Origin of the sequence: Rhodanobacter glycinis, from assembly GCF_900114325.1 — a bacterium.
GTDB classification, from domain to species: domain Bacteria; phylum Pseudomonadota; class Gammaproteobacteria; order Xanthomonadales; family Rhodanobacteraceae; genus Rhodanobacter_A; species Rhodanobacter_A glycinis.
The window spans coordinates 215,702-239,702 of the sequence record NZ_FOSR01000002.1; the positions used below are offsets into that span (position 1 = coordinate 215,702).

The 24,001-nt window shown below is 65.4% G+C and carries 18 protein-coding genes; 10 read left to right on the plus strand and 8 right to left on the minus strand.

Translation table 11 applies throughout. The features are described from left to right. Positions 1-229 precede the first annotated feature (229 nt). The gene (locus BMY90_RS03290; RefSeq protein ID WP_092701489.1) at positions 230-2,572 is read right to left on the minus strand and encodes a S9 family peptidase; all 2,343 of its coding nucleotides are present in this window, start codon (positions 2,570-2,572) and stop codon (positions 230-232) included. A 345-nt stretch (positions 2,573-2,917) separates the two neighbouring features. On the opposite strand from BMY90_RS03290, the gene BMY90_RS03295 reads away from it, so the two are divergent. Beyond that, positions 2,918-3,310 (plus strand): acyl-CoA thioesterase, encoded by a 393-nt coding sequence (locus BMY90_RS03295; protein ID WP_092701491.1) that lies wholly within the window; start codon positions 2,918-2,920, stop codon positions 3,308-3,310. A gap of 75 nt (positions 3,311-3,385) precedes the next feature. Next, on the plus strand, positions 3,386-4,138 hold the full coding sequence (locus BMY90_RS03300) for a glutathione S-transferase family protein (RefSeq protein WP_092701494.1): 753 nt from the start codon (positions 3,386-3,388) through the stop codon (positions 4,136-4,138). Positions 4,139-4,288: 150 nt separating this feature from the next. On the opposite strand, the gene BMY90_RS03305 is transcribed toward BMY90_RS03300, so the two are convergent. Then, positions 4,289-5,191 (minus strand): LysR family transcriptional regulator, encoded by a 903-nt coding sequence (locus BMY90_RS03305; RefSeq protein ID WP_092701497.1) that lies wholly within the window; start codon positions 5,189-5,191, stop codon positions 4,289-4,291. Positions 5,192-5,308: 117 nt separating this feature from the next. Between BMY90_RS03305 and BMY90_RS03310 the strand changes: the two genes are divergently transcribed. After that, a complete protein-coding gene (locus BMY90_RS03310) occupies positions 5,309-6,301 on the plus strand; it encodes an aldo/keto reductase (protein WP_092701500.1) in 993 nt (330 codons plus the stop codon). A gap of 164 nt (positions 6,302-6,465) precedes the next feature. Here BMY90_RS03310 and BMY90_RS03315 read toward each other — a convergent pair whose 3' ends face one another. Further along, on the minus strand, positions 6,466-8,442 hold the full coding sequence (locus BMY90_RS03315) for a M1 family metallopeptidase (RefSeq protein WP_092701503.1): 1,977 nt from the start codon (positions 8,440-8,442) through the stop codon (positions 6,466-6,468). Positions 8,443-8,574: 132 nt separating this feature from the next. Here BMY90_RS03315 and queF point away from each other — a divergent pair, with 132 nt between their 5' ends. The 6 genes from queF (at position 8,575) to BMY90_RS03345 (ending at position 15,365) form a co-directional block, all read left to right on the plus strand. Next, positions 8,575-9,402 carry an NADPH-dependent 7-cyano-7-deazaguanine reductase QueF gene (gene queF / locus BMY90_RS03320; RefSeq protein ID WP_092701506.1) on the plus strand — a complete coding sequence of 276 codons (828 nt, stop codon included), beginning with the start codon at positions 8,575-8,577 and terminating at the stop codon, positions 9,400-9,402. A gap of 118 nt (positions 9,403-9,520) precedes the next feature. Further along, entirely contained in the window at positions 9,521-10,141 is a 621-nt protein-coding gene (locus BMY90_RS17175) for a hypothetical protein (protein ID WP_092701813.1), read from the plus strand. 210 nt (positions 10,142-10,351) lie between these two features. Continuing rightward, positions 10,352-12,907, plus strand: a complete 2,556-nt coding sequence (gene mprF / locus BMY90_RS03330) for a bifunctional lysylphosphatidylglycerol flippase/synthetase MprF (RefSeq protein WP_175481482.1) — start codon at positions 10,352-10,354, stop codon at positions 12,905-12,907. Further along, entirely contained in the window at positions 12,904-13,749 is an 846-nt protein-coding gene (locus BMY90_RS03335) for an AcvB/VirJ family lysyl-phosphatidylglycerol hydrolase (protein WP_092701512.1), read from the plus strand. Before mprF ends, BMY90_RS03335 begins: the two co-directional genes overlap by 4 nt. A gap of 265 nt (positions 13,750-14,014) precedes the next feature. Next, positions 14,015-14,188 (plus strand): DUF1328 domain-containing protein, encoded by a 174-nt coding sequence (locus BMY90_RS03340; RefSeq protein ID WP_008213839.1) that lies wholly within the window; start codon positions 14,015-14,017, stop codon positions 14,186-14,188. Between the two features lie 157 nt (positions 14,189-14,345). Next, a complete protein-coding gene (locus tag BMY90_RS03345) occupies positions 14,346-15,365 on the plus strand; it encodes a hypothetical protein (protein ID WP_092701515.1) in 1,020 nt (339 codons plus the stop codon). A 62-nt stretch (positions 15,366-15,427) separates the two neighbouring features. Here BMY90_RS03345 and BMY90_RS03350 read toward each other — a convergent pair whose 3' ends face one another. From BMY90_RS03350 to dgoD, 4 genes are all read right to left on the minus strand, one after another. Further along, the gene (locus tag BMY90_RS03350) at positions 15,428-16,861 is read right to left on the minus strand and encodes a sugar porter family MFS transporter (protein ID WP_092701518.1); all 1,434 of its coding nucleotides are present in this window, start codon (positions 16,859-16,861) and stop codon (positions 15,428-15,430) included. 293 nt (positions 16,862-17,154) lie between these two features. Continuing rightward, entirely contained in the window at positions 17,155-18,492 is a 1,338-nt protein-coding gene (gene xylA, locus BMY90_RS03355) for a xylose isomerase (protein ID WP_092701521.1), read from the minus strand. Positions 18,493-18,532: 40 nt separating this feature from the next. Next, the gene (gene xylB / locus BMY90_RS03360; protein ID WP_092701524.1) at positions 18,533-20,047 is read right to left on the minus strand and encodes a xylulokinase; all 1,515 of its coding nucleotides are present in this window, start codon (positions 20,045-20,047) and stop codon (positions 18,533-18,535) included. A 148-nt stretch (positions 20,048-20,195) separates the two neighbouring features. Continuing rightward, positions 20,196-21,344, minus strand: a complete 1,149-nt coding sequence (gene dgoD, locus BMY90_RS03365) for a galactonate dehydratase (RefSeq protein WP_092701527.1) — start codon at positions 21,342-21,344, stop codon at positions 20,196-20,198. Between the two features lie 232 nt (positions 21,345-21,576). Between dgoD and BMY90_RS03370 the strand changes: the two genes are divergently transcribed. Continuing rightward, positions 21,577-22,764: a XylR family transcriptional regulator gene (locus BMY90_RS03370; protein ID WP_092701530.1), complete on the plus strand. Its 1,188-nt coding sequence runs from the start codon at positions 21,577-21,579 to the stop codon at positions 22,762-22,764. Between the two features lie 24 nt (positions 22,765-22,788). Here the strand turns inward: BMY90_RS03370 and BMY90_RS03375 are convergent, their stop codons facing one another. After that, entirely contained in the window at positions 22,789-23,844 is a 1,056-nt protein-coding gene (locus BMY90_RS03375; RefSeq protein WP_175481483.1) for an SGNH/GDSL hydrolase family protein, read from the minus strand. Positions 23,845-24,001 lie beyond the last annotated feature (157 nt).

Genomic DNA, 24,001 nt, shown 5'->3' on the forward strand with positions numbered 1-24,001 from the left:
TCACCCCAACGTGTCGCCTCGTATCCGCTTCCTGTTCGTCAGGCCAGCGTTTTGCTTCCAGCTTCCTCCAGACGCCCGGTCACCCGAGACGCCCTTGCCTTCCGCTAATCCTTCCCCTTGCTGGGTGGATAGAGGACTTTCACCTCCGAGCAGGTGCGCCCTGCCGGGCGCACCAAAAAAAGGCCGGGGCTTTCGCCCCGGCCTCGTTCAATCACTTACCTGCGCGTACTCAATACCACGGCCACGCTTTGAGCTTGTACTCCTTCGGCGGCGTGTTGCCGGCGAGGTAGTGCACGAAGTAGTCCCAGCGACGGCGGGTGGCGTATGGCGTGGCGGCGGCGTAGCCGTGGTGGACGTTCGGGATGATGAGCATGTCGAAGTCCTTGTTGGCCTTGATCAGCGCGCTGGCCACCAGGTAGGTCTCGCCGATCGGCACGTTGTCGTCGATGGTGCCGTGGACCAGCATCAGGCGACCCTTGAGGTTCTTCGCCATGTCCTGGTTGGCCTGGTTGTCGTAGTTGGTGGTGCCGTCCTTGTTCGTCACCAGCAGGCCCTGGTACTTCTCGCCCCAGTCGTTCTCGTAGTTGCGGTTGTCGTGGTTGCCGCTTTCCGCCCATCCGACCTTGAAGAAGTCGGGGTAGCGGAACATGGCGTCGACGGTGGTGTTGCCGCCACCGGAATGACCCCAGATGCCGACACGGTTGATGTCGATCCACGCGTAACGCTTGGCCAGTTCCTGGATGCCCTTGACCTGGTCGGGCAGTGTGTTGTCACCCATGTCGCCATACCAGGTGTGGTGGAAGCTGGTGCTGCGCCACGGCGTGCCCATGCCGTCGAGCGCGACCACGACGAAGCCGAGTTCGGCCAGCGCCTGGTTGTCACCACGCGACGGATTGAAGCTGCGGCCGCGCACCGAGCCGGTCTGCGGGCCCGGATAGACATAATCGATAACCGGGTACTTCTTGGCCGGATCGAAATTGGATGGCTTGAACATGATGCCGTACAGCGTGGTCTTGCCGTCGCGCGCCTTCACCGTGAACGGGATCGGCGGCACCCAGCCGGCGGCTTTCAGGCGGCTGATGTCGGCCTTGGCGATGGTGGCGATGACGTGGCCATCGGCGGACGAGCGCAGCACGGTCACCGGCGGCGTGGTCGGCGTGGAGTAGCTGTCGACGAAGGTCTTGCCGTCGGGCGACATGCTGATGGTGTGGTCGGCGTTTTCCGGGGTGAGCAGCACCGGCTTGCCGCCGTCGATACTCACCTTCCAGAACTGCTTGTAGTAGGGGTTCACACCCGGCACCTTGCCCACGCCGACGAACCACAGTTCGCGCGTCTTGCGATCCAGATGCAGCACTTCGGCGACATTGCCGTCGCCACCGGTGATGGCGTGCTCCATCTTGCCGGTCTTCAGGTTGTACAGGTACAGGTTGTTCCAGTTGTTGCGTTCGGACGGCCAAATGGCTTCATGGGTCTTGGGCAGGTACTGCCAGTTGACCTCGCCGTGGCCGCTTTCGTAGTAGTCCTTGACGCTTTCCTCGAACGCGGTGCGCACGGCGCCGGTGTCGGCGTTGGCCACGCGGTACCACTCGTGCTTGCGATCACGCGAGCTGTTGACCATGGCCAGCGTGCGGCTGTCCGGCGCCCACTTCAGGTCGCTCCAGTGGCCATCGCTGTTGCAGCTGATGTCGTCGCACAGGCTGGACAGGCGCTGTTGCGGCGGCAACTGCAGGCGCACGGTCTTGTGGGTGGCGACGTCGATCACCACCGGCTCGATCATGAACACCTTCTTGTCGCCCGGCAGCGGATATTTCCAGGCGTCGAGCACCGGATGACCGACCTGGGTCTTGACGGTGTACATCTCGCCGACGCCACGCTGGTCCTGCTGATAGGTGGCAATCTTCTTCGAGTCCGGCGACCAGTTCACCACCGCGCGGTTGGTGTGGATCCAGCCGGCGTTGTCGGTGGCGTAGCCGAAGTCCTTCACGCCGTTGGTGGTGAGCTGGGTTTCCTTGCCGGTGGCGACGTCGCGCACCCACAGGTTCCAGTCGCGGACGAAGGCTTCCTTGGTCTTGTCGGGCGAGAGGATGCCCGGCTCGTTGCCGGTCTTCGCGGCGGCCTTGGCGGTGCATTCACCGGCGCCCTTGAGGTCGCACTGGTAGTGCTTGCCCATCAGGTCGATGTCGTAGTGGCCGTCCGGCTTCACGCTGAAATCGAAGCCGTATGCGGGCACCTTGTTCGCCGGCACCGGCTTGCCGGTGACCTTGCTCAACGCGGCGGCCAGTTTGGCCTGGTCGAACGCCGGTGCGGCCTTGCCGGTGGCGGTGTCCATCTCCATCACGCGGTCGCCGCTGGCGTCGTGGTCGCGGTACCAGAAATGGGTGTTGTCCAGCCATTTCACCCGCTGCACGTCGTGGTCGACCAACGGCATGGTGTTGTAGGACATGAAGCGCTCTGCCTGCGCGTAATCCTGCGCGGTGAGCACGCGGCCCTGCGCCATGACGCCGGAGGCGCACATCAGCAGCCCCACCATCAATGCGCCGGACAGACGCGTCTTGCCGATCTTCGAACTCATTTGCTGCACTCCCCTAGGGATACCGGGTGGTTTTCGTAACGCGGCCGACTCGCGCGGCTGGCGGGAATCTCGAATTGGCCCTGTTTGCTCGTCATTCCTGCGGCTCTCCAGGAATGTCTGAACAAGCCGTCATCCCAGCGAAAAGCTGGAATGACGAGCAAAAGCTTGTTCAGACCATCCTTGACAGCCGAAAGGGTGACGAAGGCTTTTCGATGCCCCTGCCGCCACACGCGAAGGCTCGATGCTAGCGCGCCGTGACCTTCGGCACCCCTGCCATAGGTTGAGGCAGACCGCTGGCCGCACCCGCTGCGGCACAATAGGCGCCCCATTTGCCCGGAATCCCCCATGTCTTCCAGTTCCGAAGTCCGCCTGCTCGAAATGGTTTTCCCCCACCACACCAACCACTTGGGCACGCTGTTCGGCGGCCAGGCACTGGCGTGGATGGACAAGGCCGCCTTCATCGTCGCCTCGCGTCACGCGCGCCGCACCGTGGTTACCGCGCGTTCGGAAGAGGTGAGCTTTCGCGTGCCGGTACGCAGCGGACAGCTGGTGGAACTGGTAGCGCACGTCGTCGGCACCGGCCGCAGCTCGATGCAGGTGGAAGTGGAAATGACCGCCGAGGACCCGCTCAGCGGCGACCGCCGCGTCTGCACCACCGGCCGCTTCGTGATGATTGCGCTGGATTCCAACGGCTCGCCCACGGCGGTGCCGGCGCTGCCCAAGCCGTCCGCCGACTGAGGCGCACGGAAGGGCACTTGACGGTCCACCGGCCCGATCCCACGCTGGCGCCTTTCAGCCGGAAGGAATCGTGCGATGGCTCGTCTCAAGGTGATCGGCAATTACGTTTCGCCCTACGTGCGCAAGGTGCTGGCCTGCCTTGAGCTGAAGCAGCTGGAGTACGAAATCGACCCGATCGCGCCGTTCGTCGGCAACGACGCGTTCACCCGGCTCAGCCCGCTGCGGCGCGTTCCGGTGCTGATCGATGACGGCGTGGTGATCAACGATTCCTCGGTGATCTGCCAGTATCTCGAGGACAAGTATCCCTCGCCCACGCTGTACCCGCGCGACATCGCCGACCGCGCCCGTGCCCGCTGGCTGGAGGAATACGCCGACACGCAACTGGCCGACGTGCTGATCTGGCGACTGTTCTACCAGCGCGGGGCACGCCGGCACATCTTCCACGAGCCTACCGATGAAGCGGTGGTACAACGCGCACTGGAAACCGACATTCCCGCCACGCTGGACTACCTTGAAACACAGTTGCCCGCGGACGGCTTCCTGTTCGGCTTCGGCGCACTCTCGATCGCCGACATCGCCATCGCCAGCTACTTCCGCACCGCCTCGTTCGTGCGCTATCAGATCGACCCCGCGCGCTGGCCGGCCACTGCCGCCTTCGTGGCGCACGTGCTGGCCGAACCGGCACTGGTCAAGCTGGCCCGCTACGAAGACGCCATCCTGCGCCTGCCACTGGCCGAGCAGCGCGCCGCCCTGCTCGCCGCTGGTGCGCCGCTCAGCAGCGACACGCTGGATGGCGGCACGCCGCGCCACGGCTTGCCACGCGGCTGAACGTCCGGGCCCCGGCTATCTCACTCTTCAACCGACAGGAGCGGCTTCGGCCGCGATGCGCCTCAAGGTTTTCGACCACCACGTCGAAAAGCATCGCCCGCGAGCGGGCCTGCCAAGGCGGGATGGGCCCGTGGACGGACGGGATTTGAATCAGCGCTGTTTCGCCATCAGCTCCACCAGCCAGTCCACGAACACGCGCAACCGTGCCGGCATCTGGCGTTGCGACGCATACAGCACGTGTACCGGCAATGCCGGTGGCGGCGAATCGGGAAACAGCTCCTGCAGGGCGCCGCGCGCCAGCAGGTCAGCCACCCGATAGCGGGGGAACTGCGCGATGCCCAGGCCGGCCTCGCAACAACCGAGGTAGGCATCCGTGCCGCTGACGCTGACGCGTGCCGGCAGGTGCACTTCACGCCGCCGGCGCCGCACCATGAAGTCCAGCGACGGTTCGGGTCGGCGCGTAGTCGGCGAGACCCAACTCACGGCTTCGTGCCCTTGCTGCAGATCGGCCAGCGTGTGCGGCAAGCCGCGGCGCCGCACATAACCGGCACTGGCCACGGTGACTTGCTGGAGCAGCGCAACCCGGCGCCCGACCAGGCCCGAATCGGGCAGCTCGCCCACGCGCAGCACGCAATCCACGCCCTCGCGCAGCAGGTCCACGAAGCGATCACTGGTGCCGATGTCCAGTTTGATCTGCGGGTAGCGTGCGCAGAATTCCGGCAATCCGGGAATCACCAGGTGGCGTGCCAACGTGCCGGGCATGTTGATGCGCAGGCACCCTTTCGGCACCACGGCGGCCTCGCGAAAATCCGCCTCCACCTCGTCCAGGTCGGCCAGCAGGCGCACACAATGGCCGTAATAGGCGTGGCCATCGCGGGTCACGCTCTGGCAGCGCGTGGTCCGACGCAGCAACTGCGCACCCAACCGTGCCTCCAGTTTCTTGATGGCGTTGGTGACGGTGGCGCGCGGCAGGTCCAGGTCGTTGGCGGCAGCCGTGAAACTTCCCAGTTCGACGATCCGCGCGTACAGCCGCATGGTTTCCAGGCGGTCCATGGATTGTTTATCTCAATGAAATAGTCTTGGTAATTATTAAGTATTTATTCGCCAACGGCCACCGCGCATCATGGCGCCACTTTCACCCATTACCTTCCAACACCGGAGCACACCCGCATGCAAACCCGCACACTCGGCAAGCACGGCCCCCGCGTCTCGGCCCTCGGCCTCGGCTGCATGGGCATGAGCGACTTCTATGGCGATCGCGACGACGCCGAATCCATCGCCACCATCCAACACGCGCTGGATCGCGGCGTGACCCTGCTCGACACCGCCGACATGTACGGCCCGCACATCAACGAGGAACTGGTGGGCAAGGCGATCAAGGGGCACCGCGAGCAGGCCTTCATCGCCACCAAGTTCGGCATCATGCGCGACCCGGCCAACCCGACGGCGCGCGGCGTCAACGGCAGCCCGGAGTACGTGCGCACCTCCTGCGACGCCAGCCTGAAGCGACTCGGCATCGACACCATCGACCTGTATTACCAGCATCGCGTGGACCCGAACGTGCCGATCGAGGACACCGTGGGCGCGATGGCCGAACTGGTCGCCGCCGGCAAGGTGCGCCACCTCGGCTTGTCCGAAGCCTCAGCCGCCACGCTGGAACGCGCCAGCAAGGTGCACCCGATCGCCGCGTTGCAAAGCGAATACTCGCTGTGGACGCGCGATCCGGAACAGAACGGCGTGCTCGACACGTGTCGTCGGCTGGGCATCAGCCTGGTCGCCTATTCACCGTTGGGCCGGGGCTTTCTTACCGGCGCAATCCGCTCGCCGGAAGATTTCGACGCCGACGACTACCGCCGCAGCAGCCCGCGCTTCCAGGGCGAAAACTTCACGCGCAACCTGACGCTGGTGGACAAGGTGAAGGCATTGGCGGCCGACAAGGGCTGCTCACCCGCGCAACTGGCGCTGGCCTGGGTGCTGGCACAGGGCAAGGATGTGCTGGCGATCCCCGGCACCAAGAAACGCAGCCGGCTGGACGAAAACCTGGGCGCGCTGGATGTGGTCCTGTCTGCCGATGAGCTGGCTGCGATCGAGGCGATCTTCCCGCCCGACGCCGCCGTCGGCGCGCGTTATGCGGCGGCGAGCATGACGCACATCAACGGTTGAAGCGATTCTCGCATGAATCCCTCTCCCTCCGGCGCCCCTGAGGCAGTCCCCTTGCGGGTGAGAGGGTGCCGGCAGGCGGGAGAGGATTCGGGCGGAACAAGGCGTGACGGCGATACCGAACCCTCACCCCAACCCCTCTCCCGACGGGAGAGGGGCTTCGAACATCAATGCATCGCGAAGCTGTTGTTGCTGCGATCCGCGTCCGGCAGCTTGTGGTCCGGGTCCAGCGTCAGCTGCTTGATCGCCTTGGTGGTGTCCAGGGTGATCTTCGGCGTGCCGTTGAAGCGCCAGGCTTCCACCGGCACGCGCATGTCCTGGTGCGTGCCGTCGGTGAAGTCGATGCGCAGCGTGGCCGGCATCACCAGTTTCTGCTTGCTGACCAGGCTCACCGTGACGCCCTTGCCCGGATCGTTGTCCACGTAGCTGGCGCCGGTCACGCCCATGTCCAGCTGCCAGTTGTGCAGGTACCAGCCGCGCCACCACCACGACAGGTCCTCACCGGTCGCGCTGTCCATGAAGCGGAAGAAATCGGATGGCGTGGGATGGTGGTACGCCCAGGTGGCGATGTAGCGGCGGAACGCGGGATCGAAACGGGCCGGCCCCAGGATCTGTTCACGCAGCAGGATCAGGCCCAGCGCGCCCTTGAAGTAAGTCACCGGATGGCGGTACTTCTCGCTGATCGAATCGGCATGCGCCATCAGCGTCGGCGCATTCGGGTCGGCCAGGATCGGCAGGATCTCGTCCACCGGATTGCCGCCGCCGGGCGCGTATTCGCCGTCGCGCTTGGGACCGTATTCGCCGTGGTTGAAGGCGTCGGACGCGTAGACGTCGATGAAGGTGTTGAAGCCTTCGTCCATGAACGCGTGGCGGCGTTCGTTGGAGCCCACGATCATCGGGAACCAGGTGTGGCCGATCTCGTGCGCGGTGATCCAGAACAGCGGCTTGCCGCCTTCATCGAAGCCGTCGAACACGATGCCGGGGTATTCCATGCCGGCGCCGTGGCCACCCAGATTGATCGCGTTGGGCCACGGGTAGGGAAACCACTTGGCCGAGAAGTGCTCGATCACGCCCTTGACGTATTCGGTGGAGCGATTCCACTTGTCCGCGCCCACGCCTTCCACCGGGTAGATCGACATCGCCATGGCGTGCTTGCCGTCGGGCAGGTTGATGCGCGCGGCATCCCACACGAAGGCGGGCGAGGCGGCGAAGGCCACGTCGCGGGTGTGTTCCATGCGGAAGCGCCAGGTCAGCGTGCCGCTATGGGTGGGCCGGCTGGCTGGGTCGTTCACCTCGGATGGCTTGCGGATGTAGACGGTCTTGTCGCTCTTGGCCGCCGCAGCCAGGCGCTGGCGCTCGGTGGCGGTGAGCACTTGGTCGGGGTTCATCAGCTGGCCGGAGCCTTCCACGATCCAGTTCCACGGCACGGTCACGGCGTAGTCGATGGTGCCGTATTCCAGGTAGAACTCCTGGCCCAGGTAGGGCAGCGTGTCCCAGCCGTGCACGTCGTCGTACACCGCCATGCGCGGGAACCACTGCGCGATCTCGTAGATGTCGCCGTTCTTGCTTGGCGTGACCGCGGTACGGCCGCCCCACACGCCGGGCACGGTGTAGTGGTAGCGGATGTGCAGCTTGAGCTGGCCATCCTTCGCCTTCAATGCCGTGGGCAGGTCCACCCGCATGCGCGTGTCGGTGACCAGGTAATGCACCGGCTTGCCGTTGATCTCCACCGCGTCGAGCTGGTAGCCGTCGGTGGTCTGGCCGGGCTTGTGCGGCCACGGCGAAGTGACCGAGCCACGCGAATCGGGCTTGTAGATGTTCTGGTCCAGCTGCACCCACAGTTCGTCGAGCGCATCGGGGCTGTGATTGGTGTAGGTGATCGTTTCCTCGCCACTCAAGGTGTGCGTGGCCGGATCGATGCGCGCCTGGATGTTGTAGTCGGCGCGGTTTTGCCAGAACTCGGGGCCGGGCCGGCCGGCACTGTCGCGGAACGCGTTGGCCGGGTGCGGCAGGGTCAACGGTGCAAACAGGGCTTTAGCGTTGAAGCCGGCATCCGTGCCGTTGGCAAAGGCCGGCGCACACAGCGCAGCAGCCACAGCGAACAGGGCAACCGCCGCAGGGCGGGCCAGGACCGGTTTCTTCATGCGGGTTCCTCAGGGACAACGGGGATCGGGACAGCCCACTATAGAAAGCTTGCCGCGCGCATGGATAGGCCAGAAGTACTGGGTGTCAGGGCAAGCGAGGCACTGCGGGGCCGGCCCGGTAGAATGTGCCCCATGAGCACCCCCGACCACTCCCCGCTCGGCAAGGCCACCGTCTACGCCGACCGCTACGACCCCGGCCTGCTGTTTCCCATCCCGCGCGTCGCCAAGCGCAACGAGATCGGCGTGGGCATGCCGCTGCCCTTCCACGGCACTGATATCTGGAACGCCTACGAGTTGTCCTGGCTGGACATGCGCGGCAAGCCGCAGGCGGCGGTGGCCGAATTCCGCATTCCGGCAAGCACGCCGAACATCATCGAATCCAAGTCGTTCAAGCTGTACTTGAACGGTTTCTCGCAGGAGCCGCTGGCCAGCGCCGCGGCCTTGCGCGCCCTGCTGCAGCAGGACCTGACCACGGCCGCCGGCGACGTGGTGGAGGTGATCCTGCATCCCGCGCGCACCGCGGCGCATACGTTCGCCGACCTGGCCGGCGAATCCATCGACGAGCTGCCGGTAGCCATCGACGACTACGGCCCGCCGAAGGCCGATTACCTGCATGCCGACACGGCTGCCGCGGTGGTCGAGGAAACCCTGGTCTCCGACCTGCTGCGTTCGAACTGCCCGGTGACCGGCCAGCCCGACTGGGGCAGCGTGCAGATTGCCTACCGAGGAGCACCGCTCGACCGCGAGGGCCTGCTGCGCTACCTGGTCTCGTTCCGCACCCACAGCGAGTTCCACGAGCAGTGCGTGGAGCGCATCTTCATGGACATCAGCGCACGCTGTGCCCCCGAACGGCTGAGCGTCTATGCCCGCTACACCCGGCGCGGCGGGCTGGACATCAACCCGTTCCGCAGCAGCGTGCCAGGCAACGCGCCTGACAACCGCCGCGGTGCACGGCAATAGCAGGCGCATCGGTCGGTCATCGGCACTTCAGATCCGAAGCGCTAGCCTTCGCAACGATATCGGCCTGCGTGACGCGGGCCGTTCGTGTCCCGTCGCGTCCTGAACTGGAATGCTGCCCATGAAATCCACCGTACGCTCCGCTTTCCTGTATACCGCCACGCTGTCCGGCCTGCTGATCCTCAGCGCCTGCGGCAAGAGCGAACAACCGGCGGCCAACCAGCCAGCCGCAGCCAGCACGGCCACCGCCCCGGCCGCCGCCAGCACCGCCGCGACCGCGCCGGCACCCGCCAGCACCGCACCGGCTGCGGCACCTGCCAGCGCCGGCACCGCGGCCACCCCGGCCATGACCAACGCCGCGGCCACGCCGCCGGCGACACCGGCGGCAGCGCCAGCCGATGCCTTCAAGGTCGCCTCCCTGGCGGTGGGCGACTCGGTCAATGCCGAGCACAAGGTGCGCAAGGCGGAAGACCATTTCGCGCCGAACCAGAAGACCCTGTATGCCAGCGTGCTCACCGATGGCAGCACCAACGGCGCCACCCTCAACGCCACCTGGCGTTACCTGGAAGGCAAGGGCCAGCTGGTCAGCAGCATCAGCCAGCGGATCGCCACCAGCGGCCCGGCCACCACCACCTTCAAGGTGGAAAACCCCAACCTGTGGCCGGAAGGCAAGTACAAGGTGGATATCACCCTGGACGGCAAGCAGGTCGCCAGCCAGAACTTCGAAGTCAAGAAGCGCTGATCGCAGGCTCCCGGATTCCCGGGTTTGGCATGGGCGCCCCGCCGGGGCGCCTTTTTCATGGTGAATGCATGACCGGTGCCGCGTTGCGTCCGTGCCCATGGCATGCGGCGGACAATGTGGCACCATCGCGATAAAGCGCAGTCAGGGGACACGGCAGTGGAGCAGCAAGGGGGCGCGGAGATCCTGAGTCGGCCAGAGGCTCCGGGCGGCATGCCTGCGGGCCCGGCCTGGCTGCGCCGCTTCGGCGGTCCGCTGCTGTCGGTGCTGATGCTGGCGCTGGCGCTGTGGGCGCTGCAGAAACTGGCCGGCGAGGTCAGCTACCACGCGGTGGGTCACTATCTGCACCGCTTGCGCCGCGGCCGCATCGGCCAGGCCATCGTGCTTACCGCGCTGGGCTACGCGGTGATGACGCTGTACGACATGTTCGCGCTCGCCGCCATCGGCAAGCGCCTGCCGCGCCGGCGCGTGGCACTGATCTCCTTCATCAGCTACGCCTTCAGCAACACGCTGGGCATGGCGCTGCTGGTATCCGGTTCGATCCGCTACCGCTTCTACATCCAGGCCGGGCTGTCGACCGCCGACGTGGCCAAGGTGGTGCTGTTCTGCACGCTGAGCTTCTGGCTGGGCCTGTGTGCGGTGACCGGGGTGACTTTGCTGCTGGAACCGGTGTCGCCGCAATTGCCGTTTGCCGCGCTGCACATACCGCTGGGCATCGTACTGACGCTGCTGCCACTGGCGTGGCTGCTGGGCGGATTGCTGCGGCGTGAACCGTTGCGCTTCCGGCGCTGGCAGCTGGCCCTGCCCAGCTTCGGCACCGCGTTGCGCCAGGTGCTGGTGGGCGCGCTGGACTGGGGCCTGGCCGCGGCGGTGCTGTATGCCTTGATGCCCAGCGAGATCGTGATCGATTTCGGGCCGTTCCTGGCGATCTTCGTGCTGGCGCAGATGGCCGGCCTGGTCAGCCATGTGCCTGGCGGCCTGGGCGTGTTCGAGGCGGTGATGCTGGCCGGCCTGGGCGCCACCGGCAACGCCACGCTGAGTGCGCCGATGCTGGGTGCACTGGCGGCGTTCCGTGGCGTCTACTACCTGCTGCCGCTGTGCGTCGCCACTGTGCTGGTGGTGGTGCGCGAGGCACGCGGCCTGCGCCAGCGCACCTTGCTGTCGCCCTGGTTCACCGGGCTGCTACCGCCGTTCTTCGCCGGGCTCACCCTGGTCTCCGGCGCGATATTGCTGTTCTCCGGCGCCACCCAGGCGCTGCCGCGCCGATTGACCGCGCTGAGCCATGTGCTGCCACTGCCGGTACTGGAGGTGTCGCACTTCCTCAGCAGCGTGATCGGCATGTCGCTGCTGATCCTCGCCCGCGGACTGCAGCGCCGGCTGGACGCGGCCTATGTGCTGACCCTGACGCTGCTGGTGGCCGGCGCGGTGTTCTCGCTGCTCAAGGGCATCGACTACGAAGAGGCCACGCTGCTGATCATGCTGGCGCTGGCGCTGGCACCGGCGCACAAGCTGTTCTATCGCCGCGCCTCGCTGTTCCACGCCACCTTCTCGTTCGGCTGGTCGCTGGCGATCGTGGCGGTGCTGGGCTGCACGCTGTGGCTGGTGTTCTTCAGCTACCAGCATGTGGAATACAACAACGACCTCTGGTGGGAATTCAGCTTCCACCACGGTGGCGCGCCGCGTGCCTTGCGCGCGCTGGTGGGCGCTACCGCGGCCGGCCTGCTGTTCGCGCTGGTCAGCCTGATCCGCTCGGAAAAGCCGCGCCCCACCCTGCCCAGTGAAGCCGAACTGGCGCGGGCGCTGCCGCTGATCAAGCAATCGCCGTCCGCGCAGACGCACCTGGCGCTGATGGGCGACAAGGCGCTGCTGTTCGACCCCGAGGACCGCGCCTTCATCATGTACGCCATTGGCGGGCGCAGTTGGGTGGCGATGGGCGATCCGGTGGGCCGTGACCCCAAGGCCCGGCAGGAACTGGTGTGGACCTTCCACGAACTGTGCGAACGCGCCGGCGGCTGGCCGGTGTTCTACCAGGTGAATCCGCGCGACCTCGATCTGTACCTGGAAGTCGGCATGAGCCTGCTGAAGGTCGGCGAGGAAGCGCGCGTACGGCTGGACCAGTTCAACCTCGACGGCAAGTCGAAGAAGAGCCTGCGCAACATCGTCAGCAAGCTGCAGCGCGACGGCTTGCGGATGGAGATCGTGCCGGTGGAACGCGTACCCGAACTGCTGCCGCGGCTGAAACCGGTCTCCGACGCCTGGCTGCGCGACAAGCGCGTGCGCGAGAAGGGCTTCTCGCTCGGCTCGTTCGACGCGCGCTACCTCGCCCGCACGCCGATGGCCGTGGTATGGCAGGACGAGCAGCCGGTGGCATTCGCCAACCTGTTCCTGGGCGACACCCTGGAAGAGGCCTCGGTCGACCTGATGCGCCAGTTGCCCGATGGCCCGCCCGGCATCATGGACTATCTGTTCGTGGAACTGATGCTGTGGTCCAAGGCGCAGGGCTACCGCTGGTTCAACCTCGGCATGGCCCCGCTGTCGGGCCTGCAGAACCGGCGCCAGGCACCGCTATGGAACCGTTTCGGCGCACTGCTGTTCGGTCGCGGCGAACGTTTCTACAATTTTCGCGGTCTGCATCGCTACAAAGACAAATTCGATCCCGAGTGGGAGCCGCGCTACATGGCGGTGCCCGGCGGAATCGCATTGCCGGTGGTGCTGACCAACGTGGCCAGCCTGATTTCCGGCGGCCTTACCGGAGTGGTACGTCGATGAAATTGCTTGCACTGGGTGCCGTGGTGGCCTGCGTGGCGGTGGCGGCCGCGATCGTCTGGAATCCGTTCTCGCGGCCCAGCCTGGAAAAATCCACGGTGAAGCTGCTGGCCGCGCCAGGCACGCATGCGCCCGGTGGCGACAGCGACGTGCTGACCATCATCTACTCCGGCGACGGCGGCTGGCGCGACCTCGACCAGCAACTGGGCAAACTGCTGGTGGCGCGCGGCATGCCGGTGCTGGGGGTCAGCACGCTGGCCTACTACTGGCACCAGCGCTCGCCGGAGGAGTCGGCGCAGGAACTCGACCCGATGATCACCCGCTACCTCGCGCAGTGGCACAAGAAGCGCGTGTGGCTGATCGGCTTTTCCTTCGGCGCCGACGTGCTGCCCTCGATCGTGCAGCACCTGAGCCCGGCCAATCGCGCGAAGATCAGCCAGATGGTGCTGCTCTCGCCCAGCCGCGACGTGAACTTCGAAATCGCGCTGGAAGGCTACATGCGCGAAAACTGGTTCAAGACCAAGCTCAAGGCGGTGATGGAGAAGGTCAATCCGATTCCGCACTATCCGTCGCTGCCGCGCGTGGCCGCGCTGGACAACCAGCCGCCGGTGATCTGCTACTACGGCACCGACGACAGCGACGACAGCCTGTGCAGCGAAAAGAACCTGCCACCGTGGCTGGTAGTGCACGCCATGCCGGGCAGCCATCACTTCGACGACAACTATCCGGCGCTGATCACCCGCATGCTGCACGAGCTGCCCGCTGACGCCACCACTCCGGTTGCCGCGCCGGCCGCCACGTCGTCGGTCCCGGCGCCAGCCACTGCCACACCCGCCACGAACTGACCCCCGGTCGCACCGGCCCTCGCATCACCGCCGCGCGTTCGTGCAGGTGATGCGAAGGCCGCGTGACAGCGCCGCGCACCTGCCTGAACCGCATCGCGAGATCGCGACAAGGCGTTCACGAGCAGGCTGCTCGAATCAGTGCCGCACGGACCGTGGCAAGCCACCCGCACCACCTCCGCGCCTATCGCAACGGCTGGCGCCCGATCATGGCGTCCATGCCCCAACCGCGATGCCGGCTTCGGCATCGCCAACGTGGAGAAACGCCATGCTCTACTGGGCCATCGTGTTTTTCGTGATCGCCATCGTCGCTGCCATCTTCGGCTTCGGCGGCATCGCGGCCGGCGCCGCCGGCATCGCCAAGATCCTGTTCGTGATCTTCCTCATCCTGTTCGTGCTGTCGCTGATCTTCGGTGGCTTCCGTCGCGGACCGCGGTTGTAGCACTCAGCGCACATCGGGAAGCGGATCGCGCGTGCCTTCCGCGGCCCAGGAGCGTGGGCAAGACACGACGCGCTTCCGCTTGAGTAGAATACGGAAATGGCGGCGAATTCAATTCGCCGCCATTTCCGTTTCACCAGCATCGAGCACAGGGGGGCCGATGATCGAGCTGGAAATACAGACACTCTCGGAAACGCGGGAGGGTCTGCTCATCGATGTGGGCGGCATCGTCGTCGCCACCGGATTCACCTTGCTGCGCCAGCGTCTGGCGCAGGATCCCCATGGCGCGTTGCTGACCATGGTCGTGCGCGGGCCGTCGCGCAAGCAGCGCGCGCTCGAAGATGCGCTGGATGCGCACGAGCGCATCATCAGTTTCGAGATTTCGCCATTCGTGCAAGGCGAGACGCGGCCGCATTTCGCTGCATCACGGAAGTTCGCCCATCCACCGGTCGCGCCGCGGCCCGTCGTGCTCGAACCCGACATGCCAACCGAAGCGGCGCCGGCTACGGCAGCACCGAACACAGCCGCGGTGGCCGCTCCGGTCGACGTCTTCGCGATTCCGTCCGTCGTGGCGACCCGACAGGAACCCTTGGTCGAAGCGGAACCGCCGCATGCATCGGAGCCGGAGCTGGAACTGGACTTCATCCTGCCCCATCCACCCGCTCCCGCGCCAACGCACATGGAGCCGGAACCGTTCATCGCGCCGTTCGTCGAACTCGTCCCGACCGGTCCGGACGAATCGGCCGTCGAGGCTGCACTGCCGAAGCTGCTCGGTCGCTATCCGCAGGTCTTTCCCACGCTGCTGACGCTGGAAAAAACCGTGGACGCGACGGCGCGTGAACAATCGCTGTGGCTGGCGGGACAACGCCTGGGCCGCTGGATCTTCAACCGCGACTACGCTGCGCTGGGCAAGCTGGACCTGCACGAGGCCATCGAGCGTATCGGCACACCTGCACTGGGCGCGCTGGTCGAGATCGAACACCGCGGCGAGCAACTGCACATTCGCCACAGTCCGCTGTGCACGGAAGATGGCCATCCCGGCTGCCAGTTCTTCAACGGCTATCTGGAAGGGTTATTGGGGCCCGCGGTGACCGCCGAGGCAATCTCGATCTTCACCCTCTGCTGCCGCAGCTGCGGTGCGGATGAATGCGTGCTGGCGATCGGCCCGGACTTCGCCTGAACTGACGACGCTGCCACACTTGCATGCCCGCACCGGGCGGCAAGCGTGGCGGCGCTGCGTGCTCAGCCTTCCATCTCTTCCAGTTCCTTGCCGCGCGTTTCCCTGACGAACATCACGACAAACACGATCGACAATGCGGCCGCCGCCGCATACAGGCCATAGGCGCCTGCCAGCCCGATGCCAACCAGCAGCATCGGGAAGGTGATGGTGATGATGAAGTTCGAGATCCACTGCGCCGCACCAGCCACCGCCAGGCTGGAGCCGCGGATCTGGTTCGGGAACATCTCGCCCAACATCACCCACATCACCGGGCCCCACGACATGTTGAAGAAGACCACGTAGGCGTTGGCCGCCACCAGGGCCAGCGTGCCCATGGCAGGCGGCAGGCTCAACTTGCCCTGGGCATCCATGCCGGCATGGATGAATGCCCAGGCGACCAGCGCCAAGGTCACGGTCATGCCGACGGAGCCGATCCACAGCAGCGGCTTGCGGCCGATCCGGTCGATCAATGCGACGGCGATCAGACACGCGCCGATGCTGAGCGCGCCGGACAACACGTTGATCAGCAGCGCGTCGCTTTCGGAAAAGCCCACCGCCTGCCACAACACCGCGCCGTAATAGAACACCACGTTGATGCCGACCAGCTGCTGGAACGTGGCCAGGCCGATGCCCACCCAGACGATGGGACGGACGCGACCTGAGGTCTTGTCCAGCAGATCGGACAGTTTCGGGCGATGCCGGTCCTGCGCCAGCGAAGCGCCGATTTCGGCCAGCTTGGTGGCCGCCTCGGACTCGCCATAGAGGCTTCCCAGCACACGGGCGGCTTCGACTTCACGCTTGCGCACCACCAGGAAACGGGGGCTTTCGGGAATGAACAGCAGCGAGACCAGGAATAGCGACGACGGCAACACCTGTACCCAGAACATCCAGCGCCAGGCATCCTGGCCCAGCCACAACACACTGGTGGAAGCACCCGCGGCGCTGGCCAGCAAGTAGTTGCTGAGGAAAGCGCTGAAGAGGCCGCCGATGATGGCAATCTGCTGCACCGTCGCCAGCCGGCCGCGATAACGCGCCGGCGCTACCTCCGCGATATAGGCCGGCGCAATGACGCTGGCCGCGCCCACCGCGAAACCGCCGGTGAGGCGAGCCGTCACGAACCACACCGCATCATGTGCCGCTCCGGCCCCCAGTGCCGACAACAGGAACAGCACGGCCGAGATGATCAGCACCGAACGCCGCCCCCAGTAGTCGGACACGCGCCCTGCGAAGAATGCACCCAAGGCACAACCAAGCAGCATCGAGGCCACTTCGAAACCGAGCCCTGCCGCGTTGGAATGGAAGGCCTGCTTCAGGCCATCGACCGTGCCATTGATGACGCCACTGTCGAAACCGAACAGGAAACCACCCAAGGTGGCGACGCAACTGATCTGGACAATGAGCCGGGTATTTTCCGCCGACTTGGCGACACCCGGATTTTCAAGCGAAACACTGTTCATGTCATGGAAGTCTCTGGGTCGTTTGCCGGCCGTTCCCCCCGCGGGAATGGCGCATCTCGGTGCGACATGTCTTCACCCAAACCGGGCCGGGCTCGATGCCCCAAAATCAAGCGACGCCCAAGCCCGTCATTCCAGCGAAAGCTGAGGCGCTTCACAACAGCGAAGCTGGTCAATCCAGCGCCTCTGCCGTGTACCGAGAGGCGCTGGATCCCAGCTTTCGCTGGGATGACGGCGCTCAAGTTTGGAACATGGGGTGAGGCCCGGACTAGCCCGGGGTGAAGCATCCCCTACCCTCAGCGTGACAGATATTGATTGATCAGGTTCTCGTAACGCTCTTGCTTGCCACTCAACTGGACCGGCTCGCCGTTCCGTGCCGCGTAATCGCGCAGGTCGGCAAAACCGAGTTTGCCCTGCACGAAGTCGCTGCCGGCACCGGCCTCGAAGCTGACGTAGCGCTTCGCCCGCTGATGTTCGAGCGGCGACTGGGTCAGCAACCCATGTGCCACCTCCAGCCCGCGCGCAAAGGTATCCATGCCACCGATGTGCGCCAGGAACAGGTCCTCGGCATCGGTCGACTCGCGGCGCACCTTCGCGTCGAAGTTCAAGCCACCGGGCGCCAGCCCACCCTGTCGCAATACCACCAGCATAGCCCCGACAGTGTCGTAGAGATCGGTCGGGAACTGATCGGTATCCCAGCCATTCTGCGCATTGCCACGATTGGCATCGACGCTGCCGAGCAAGCCATGGTCGGAAGCCACCTGCAGGTCGTGCTCGAAGGTATGGCCGGCGAGCGTGGCGTGGTTCGCCTCGATGTTGAGCTTGAAATCCTTGTCCAGTCCGTGCTGCTTCAGGAAGCCCACCACCGTCGACGAATCGAAGTCGTACTGGTGCTTCATCGGCTCCATCGGTTTGGGCTCGATCAGGAAGTTGCCGTTGAAGCCGATGCTGCGGCCATAGTCACGCGCCATCTCCAGGAAACGGGCGAAATGCTCCAGCTCACGCTTCATCTGCGTGTTGTGCAACGAGGAATAGCCTTCGCGGCCACCCCAGAACACGTAGCTGCTGCCGCCCAGCTCGACGGTTGCCTCGAGCGCCGCCTTGACCTGCACCGCCGCTCGCGCCACCACGGCGAAATCGGGGTTGGTGGCCGCGCCGTTCATGTAGCGCGGATGGCTGAACAGGTTGGCCGTTCCCCACAACACCTTGATACCGGTGGCCTCTTGACGCTCCTTCGCCATCGCCACCATGCGCCGGAGGTTTTTCTCGTATTCGCCGACATCTTCGGCATCCGGCGCCATGTCGATGTCGTGGAAGCAGTAGTACGGCACGTCAAGCTTGGTGAAGAATTCGAAAGCGGCGTCCATCCGCGCGTCGGCGCGCGTCGTCGCCGTGTCGTGCTCGTCCCACGGAAAGCGGCGCGTGCCCGGACCAAACGGATCACCACCCGAGTTGCAGAAGCTGTGCCAATAACACACGGCGAAGCGCAAGTGCTCGGCCATGGTCTTGTCGCCGATCTTGCGGGTCGCGTCGTAATGCTTGTAGGCGAGCGGATTGTCCGAACCGACACCCTCGAACGGAATGCGCCCGATGCCGGGGAAATACTCGCGCTTGCCTGTGAAGAGATTGCTCATGGAATTCGTGTCCTTCGAGGGTGGGGAATGCGCGGCCGGGTCAGGCAATGTCGCTTGCCTGCTCGTTTGCGCCGAGGGAGCAGACTGTGTCGAGATGGCGCAGAAACTGCCGGTAAGAGGGTCGATATCCCGCAACGTTTTCCGGGATCGGATGAACACAAAGGTGTGAGGCCAACTGAACGTGCTTGCGCACGATGTCGGCCAGTGGCGTTTTCTCGCCGTCCGCCCGTGCACTCGCCCACAGCGCCTGCAGCGCGGCGCCGAATGCGGCACCTTCGGCTTGCAGCGGCACTTCCACCGGAAGAGCAAACACGTCGGCGACCATCTGGCGCCATACGCCGCTTTGGCCACCGCCGCCAGTGAGACGAATCGCCTCGAACCGCAGCCCGGCTTCCAGCAGCGCGTCGTAGCCGTTGCGCAACGCGTAGGTCGCCCCTTCCATCGCGGCCCGATAAAGGTTGGCGCGTGTCACGTTGGCGATGTCCATGCCATGCAGGCTTCCACGTGCGTAGGGAAGATCCGGCGTGCGCTCGCCATTGAGGAACGGCAGCATCACCAGCCCGCCGGCGCCCGGTGCCGTGCCTGCCATCACCGCGTCGCCGTCGCGGACGTCGAAACCGAACGCCTTCGCCACGCTCTCGGTAGCCACCGTGCAATTCATCGTGCACACCAGCGGCAACCAGCCGCCGTCGGACGAACAGAAGGCTGCCCAGCGTGCCGTCGTATCCACCACCGGATGATCGGCATGGGTGAACAGGGTGCCCGACGTCCCCAGGCTCATGCCCAGCATGCCGGGCGCAACGTTGCCGGTCCCGATGGCCGCCATCATGTTGTCGCCGCCACCGGCCGACACCTGCACCGATCGCGACACGCCAAGTACGTCGGCCACATCACGCGCGATGGCGCAAGCGAAGTCCGCCTCGACCAGCGGCGGCAGGCAGGCGGAAAGATCACGCTGCGGATCCGTCGCGGCCAGCATCGCGCTGCTCCAGCCGCGCGTGCGCACGTCCAGCCAGCCGGTGCCCGAGGCGTCACCGCACTCCATCCAGCGTTCGCCGGTCAGCCAGAAGTTCACGTAATCGTGCGGCAGCATGATGGTCGCCAACTGCTCGTACACCGCGGCTCGATGCCTGCGCGTCCACGGCAACTTGGAAGCCGTATAGCCGACCAGCACGGGATTGCCCGCCAGTGCCGCGCAGCGCTGTGCGCCACCCGCAACGGCCATGATCTCGTCGCATTCACGCTGGCTGCTGGTGTCGCACCACAGCTTGACCGGTGCCAAAACCTCGCCCTCCGCATCCAGCGGCACGAAGCCGTGCTGCTGACCCGACACGCCAAGCGCCACGATGCGGGCTCGCGTAGTGGCATCGAGTTTGGCAAAGCAGGCCACGATTGCGTCGATCCACCACTGCGCCCGCTGCTCGCGACGACCATCGCTCCCGGTCATCAATTCGAGCGGATGGCCACAGACGGCAACCACCCGCTGCGCGGACGGATCGTAGACGATCAGCTTGATGCTCTGGGTACCAACATCCAGTCCGGCTACCAGACTCATGCGCGCACCCTCGCTTGAACCTGCACTCGTCCCGAATGGGGGTTGCCCCGGATACCCATGCGCGCGTCGCCAGCACGCGACCCCGCGGCCGGCATGGCACGCCAGGGGCGGCGCGATCGATCGCTGTATCGCGAGAGCATGGGACGGCTCACCATTCCGCCACGCTGCCGTCGTCATGACGCCAGATCGGGTTGTGCCACTGGTGGCCGATCTTGGCGCGCTCGACCACATAGGCTTCGTTCACCTCGATGCCCAGGCCGGGGCCCTTGGGCATCGCCACGTAACCGTCGGCATAGGCGAACACGCCGCTGTCGCTCACGTAGTCGAGCAGGTCGTTGGTGGCGTTGTAGTGGATGCCCAGGCTTTGTTCCTGGATGAACGCGTTGTGGCACACCGCGTCCAGCTGCAGGTTCGCCGCCAGCGCGATCGGACCCAGCGGGCAGTGCAACGCCAGCGCCACGTCGTAGGCTTCGGCCATCGCGGCGATCTTGCGCGTCTCGGTGATGCCGCCGGCGTGCGAGGGATCGGGCTGGATGATGTCCACGCCACCGGTCTGCAGCACGCGCTTGAAGTCGTAGCGCGAATACAGGCGCTCACCCAGCGCGATCGGCGCGGGCGAGATTGCGGCCAGTTCGGGCAGGCATTCCAGGTGTTCGGACAGCACCGGCTCCTCGATGAACATCAGCTTGTACGGCAGCAGTTCGCGCATCAGCACCTTGGCCATCGGTTTGTGCACGCGGCCGTGGAAATCCAGGCCGATGCCGATGTCCGCGCCCACCGCATCGCGGATCGCCTGCACGTTTTCCAGCACCCGCTCGACCTTGGCGTGCGTGTCGACGTACTGCATTTCTTCGGTGGCGTTCATCTTCACCGCGGTGAAGCCGCGCGCCACGGCATCCTGAGCGGCACGCGCGGTGTCGGCCGGGCGGTCGCCGCCCACCCACGAGTACACGCGGATGCGATCGCGCACCGGGCCGCCGAGCAGTTCGTAGACCGGTCGGCCCACGTCCTTGCCCTTGATGTCCCACAGCGCCTGGTCGATGCCGGCAATGGCGCTCATCAGGATCGGGCCGCCGCGATAGAAGCCGCCGCGATAGAGCACGTTCCAGTGATCCTCGATGTGCCGCGGGTCCTTGCCGACCAGATAGGTCGACAACTCCTCGACGGCCGCGGCGACGGTTTGCGCGCGCCCCTCGACGACCGGCTCGCCCCAGCCGCTGATGCCGGCATCGGTATCGATGCGCAGGAACAGCCAGCGCGGCGGGACGAGGAAGGTGGTGATGGCGGTGATCTTCATGCAGGCTTTCTGTGTCGGTGGGATACCCACCCGGTCAACGGTGGCGCACGACTCGCCCATGGCAGGTCGTTGCCACCCGATGCTGCAAGTCACTCCCCTACCCCGCAATTGCGAAATCCACCAACGCCGTACGTCTTTTTCCCTGTCGCGTTGCGTCATGTCCGCAGCCGGCTTAACTGGTAGCTTCTCCAAGTCCATTGTTTCGTCGGGGGAAAGCCAGTACTGGCATGCCATGTCATCACCGCACCGCATCGCCCTGCTGTTCAACGCCAACAAGGTCTATGACCGACAGGTCATCGCCGGTATCGGGCAGTACCTGAAATCCACGCGCGTGGAGTGGGACCTCTTCATGGAGGAGGATTTCCGCTGCCGCACGCTGGGCATTCGCCATTGGCGTGGCGATGGCATCATCGCGGACTTCGACGACCCCACCGTGGCAGAGACGCTGGCCGATGTGCCAATACCGGTGGTCGCCGTGGGTGGCTCCTATGCGGACGCCAGCCACTATCCGCCGAAGACGCCCTACGTGGCGACCGACAACACCAAGCTGGTTCGACTGGCTTATGACCACCTGATCGAACAGGGGCTGCAACGCTTTGCCTTCTATGGCCTGCCGCCCACGCCGGGCAACCGCTGGGCGCAGGAGCGCGAGGACGCGTTCTGCCGGATGATCGCGACCGACAAACTGGAGGGCGTGGTCTACCGGGGTTCGTCCACCAGCGCCGGCGGCTGGGGACGTGCGCAGGAAGACATGGCCGAATGGGTCCGCTCGCTACCCAAGCCCATCGGCATCATTGCGGTGACCGACGCGCGAGCGCGCCAACTGTTGCAATCCTGCGTGGTGGCGGATATCCCCGTTCCCGAGCAGATTGCCGTGGTCGGCATCGACAACGACCCGATCGCCCAGCTGTTGTGCCGTATCGCACTGACCTCGGTGACCCAGGGCGCGGAGGACATGGGCCATTCGGCAGCGCAATTGCTGCACAAGATGCTGCACGGGCACATCGCGCCGGACACACGCATCATCGTGCCGCCGCTGGGCATCAACGTGCAGGCCAGCAGCCTGCACGAACCGATGAAGAGCCCGCACGTGATGCGCGCCAAGCATTATATCCGTCAGTACGCCTGCCTCGGCATCAAGGTCGAGCAGGTGGCCGACTACGTGGGCATCTCGCGGACGCTGCTGGAAGAACACTTCAAGCGCGAACTGAAGCAGACGGTGCACCAGACCATCCTGGAGTACAAGCTGGAAACCGCGCGCAGCATGCTGGCCGACACGGATATCCCGCTGGCCGATGTGGCGGTGCGCAGCGGCTTCACCTCGCTGCAATACATGTACGCCGTATTCCGCCGCGAGTTCAACTGCACGCCCCGGCAGTTCGCCGAGAAGGCACGCTCCCAGGAACGCGCCATGCATTGATGGAAAGACGGGGCGATCAACGGTTCACGGCTTGGCGGTAAACCAGCTCAGATTCACCGCATTGGCCATTGCCCGATAACCCGCGCTGTTCGGATGCAAGTGATCGCCGCTGTCGTAGGCGGCAAGCATCCTTTCCGGCGCGGCCGGATCGCGGATCACCTTGTCGAAATCCACCACGCCGTCGAACGCCCCTGAGTGGCGGATCCAGGCATTCACTGCCTCGCGCGTTTTTTCGCCCGCCGCGCTGTGGTACGGCCAGCCGGCGCCGCCATAGGGTGTCAGGGTGGCGCCATAGATCTTCACGTGTCTGGCGTGCGCGCGGGCGATCAGCACTTTCATGCCGTCGATCACTTGCTGCGCGCTGATCTTGTCCTTGGCGTTCCAGGCGTAGCCTGAGCCACCGATGTCATTGATACCTTCCAACAAGATGATCCAGTGCACGCCGGGCTGGTCCAGTGCATCGCGATCGAAGCGTGTCAACGCACTGGGGCCGGCGCCGTCGTGCAGGATGCGATTGCCGCTGATGCCGGCATCCGCTACACCGATCGATGACAGCTTTGCGTCGGCCTGCAGGCGCGCGGCGAGATCATCCGGCCAGCGTTCGTTTGCATCCGCCTTGGTACCTACGCCGTCGGTGATGGAATCACCGAAAGCGACGAGCGTGCGCCTGGTGGAAGCGCCAGCCACTTCCACGTCAGTGAGGAAGAAGCGATTGCCGCTGGTTTCTTCGCGTGGGAAGCGCACGGCCGCGGTGGCATCGCCGCTTTCAGTGATGTATGCGGTGGCAAAACCGGCGCTGTGGATGGTCGACGCGTGATCCTGCTTGTCCGCCGGGGCATAAATGCTCACCGCCAGCGACTGCAGCGCCTTCACGTCCATCTGCACCGGATCGCTCAACACGCTTGCGCCCTTGGCGATGGTCACGGTGGACTTGCCGTCGAACAGCAGCGTGTGATCGCTGCCAGGCACCGTATCCGCGCCCTTCGCGCTCAACGCCACGTGCACCGGGCCCAGGGTGACCGCCACGTTACCGAACAGATTGGAAAGACGAACGCGCAGCTCCGAGCCACCGACGCTCATCCGCACCACCTGCCGTACCGTTTGTGCATTCAGCACGGGACCGGCGCTATCTGGCGATGCCTCCCAGGCATCCACCCATGCGTGATGTCCCGTGCCGCTCGCAGCCATCGCGCAAGTCGCGACGGCACAAACCGAGCCGGCAAAGACCCATTTCAAT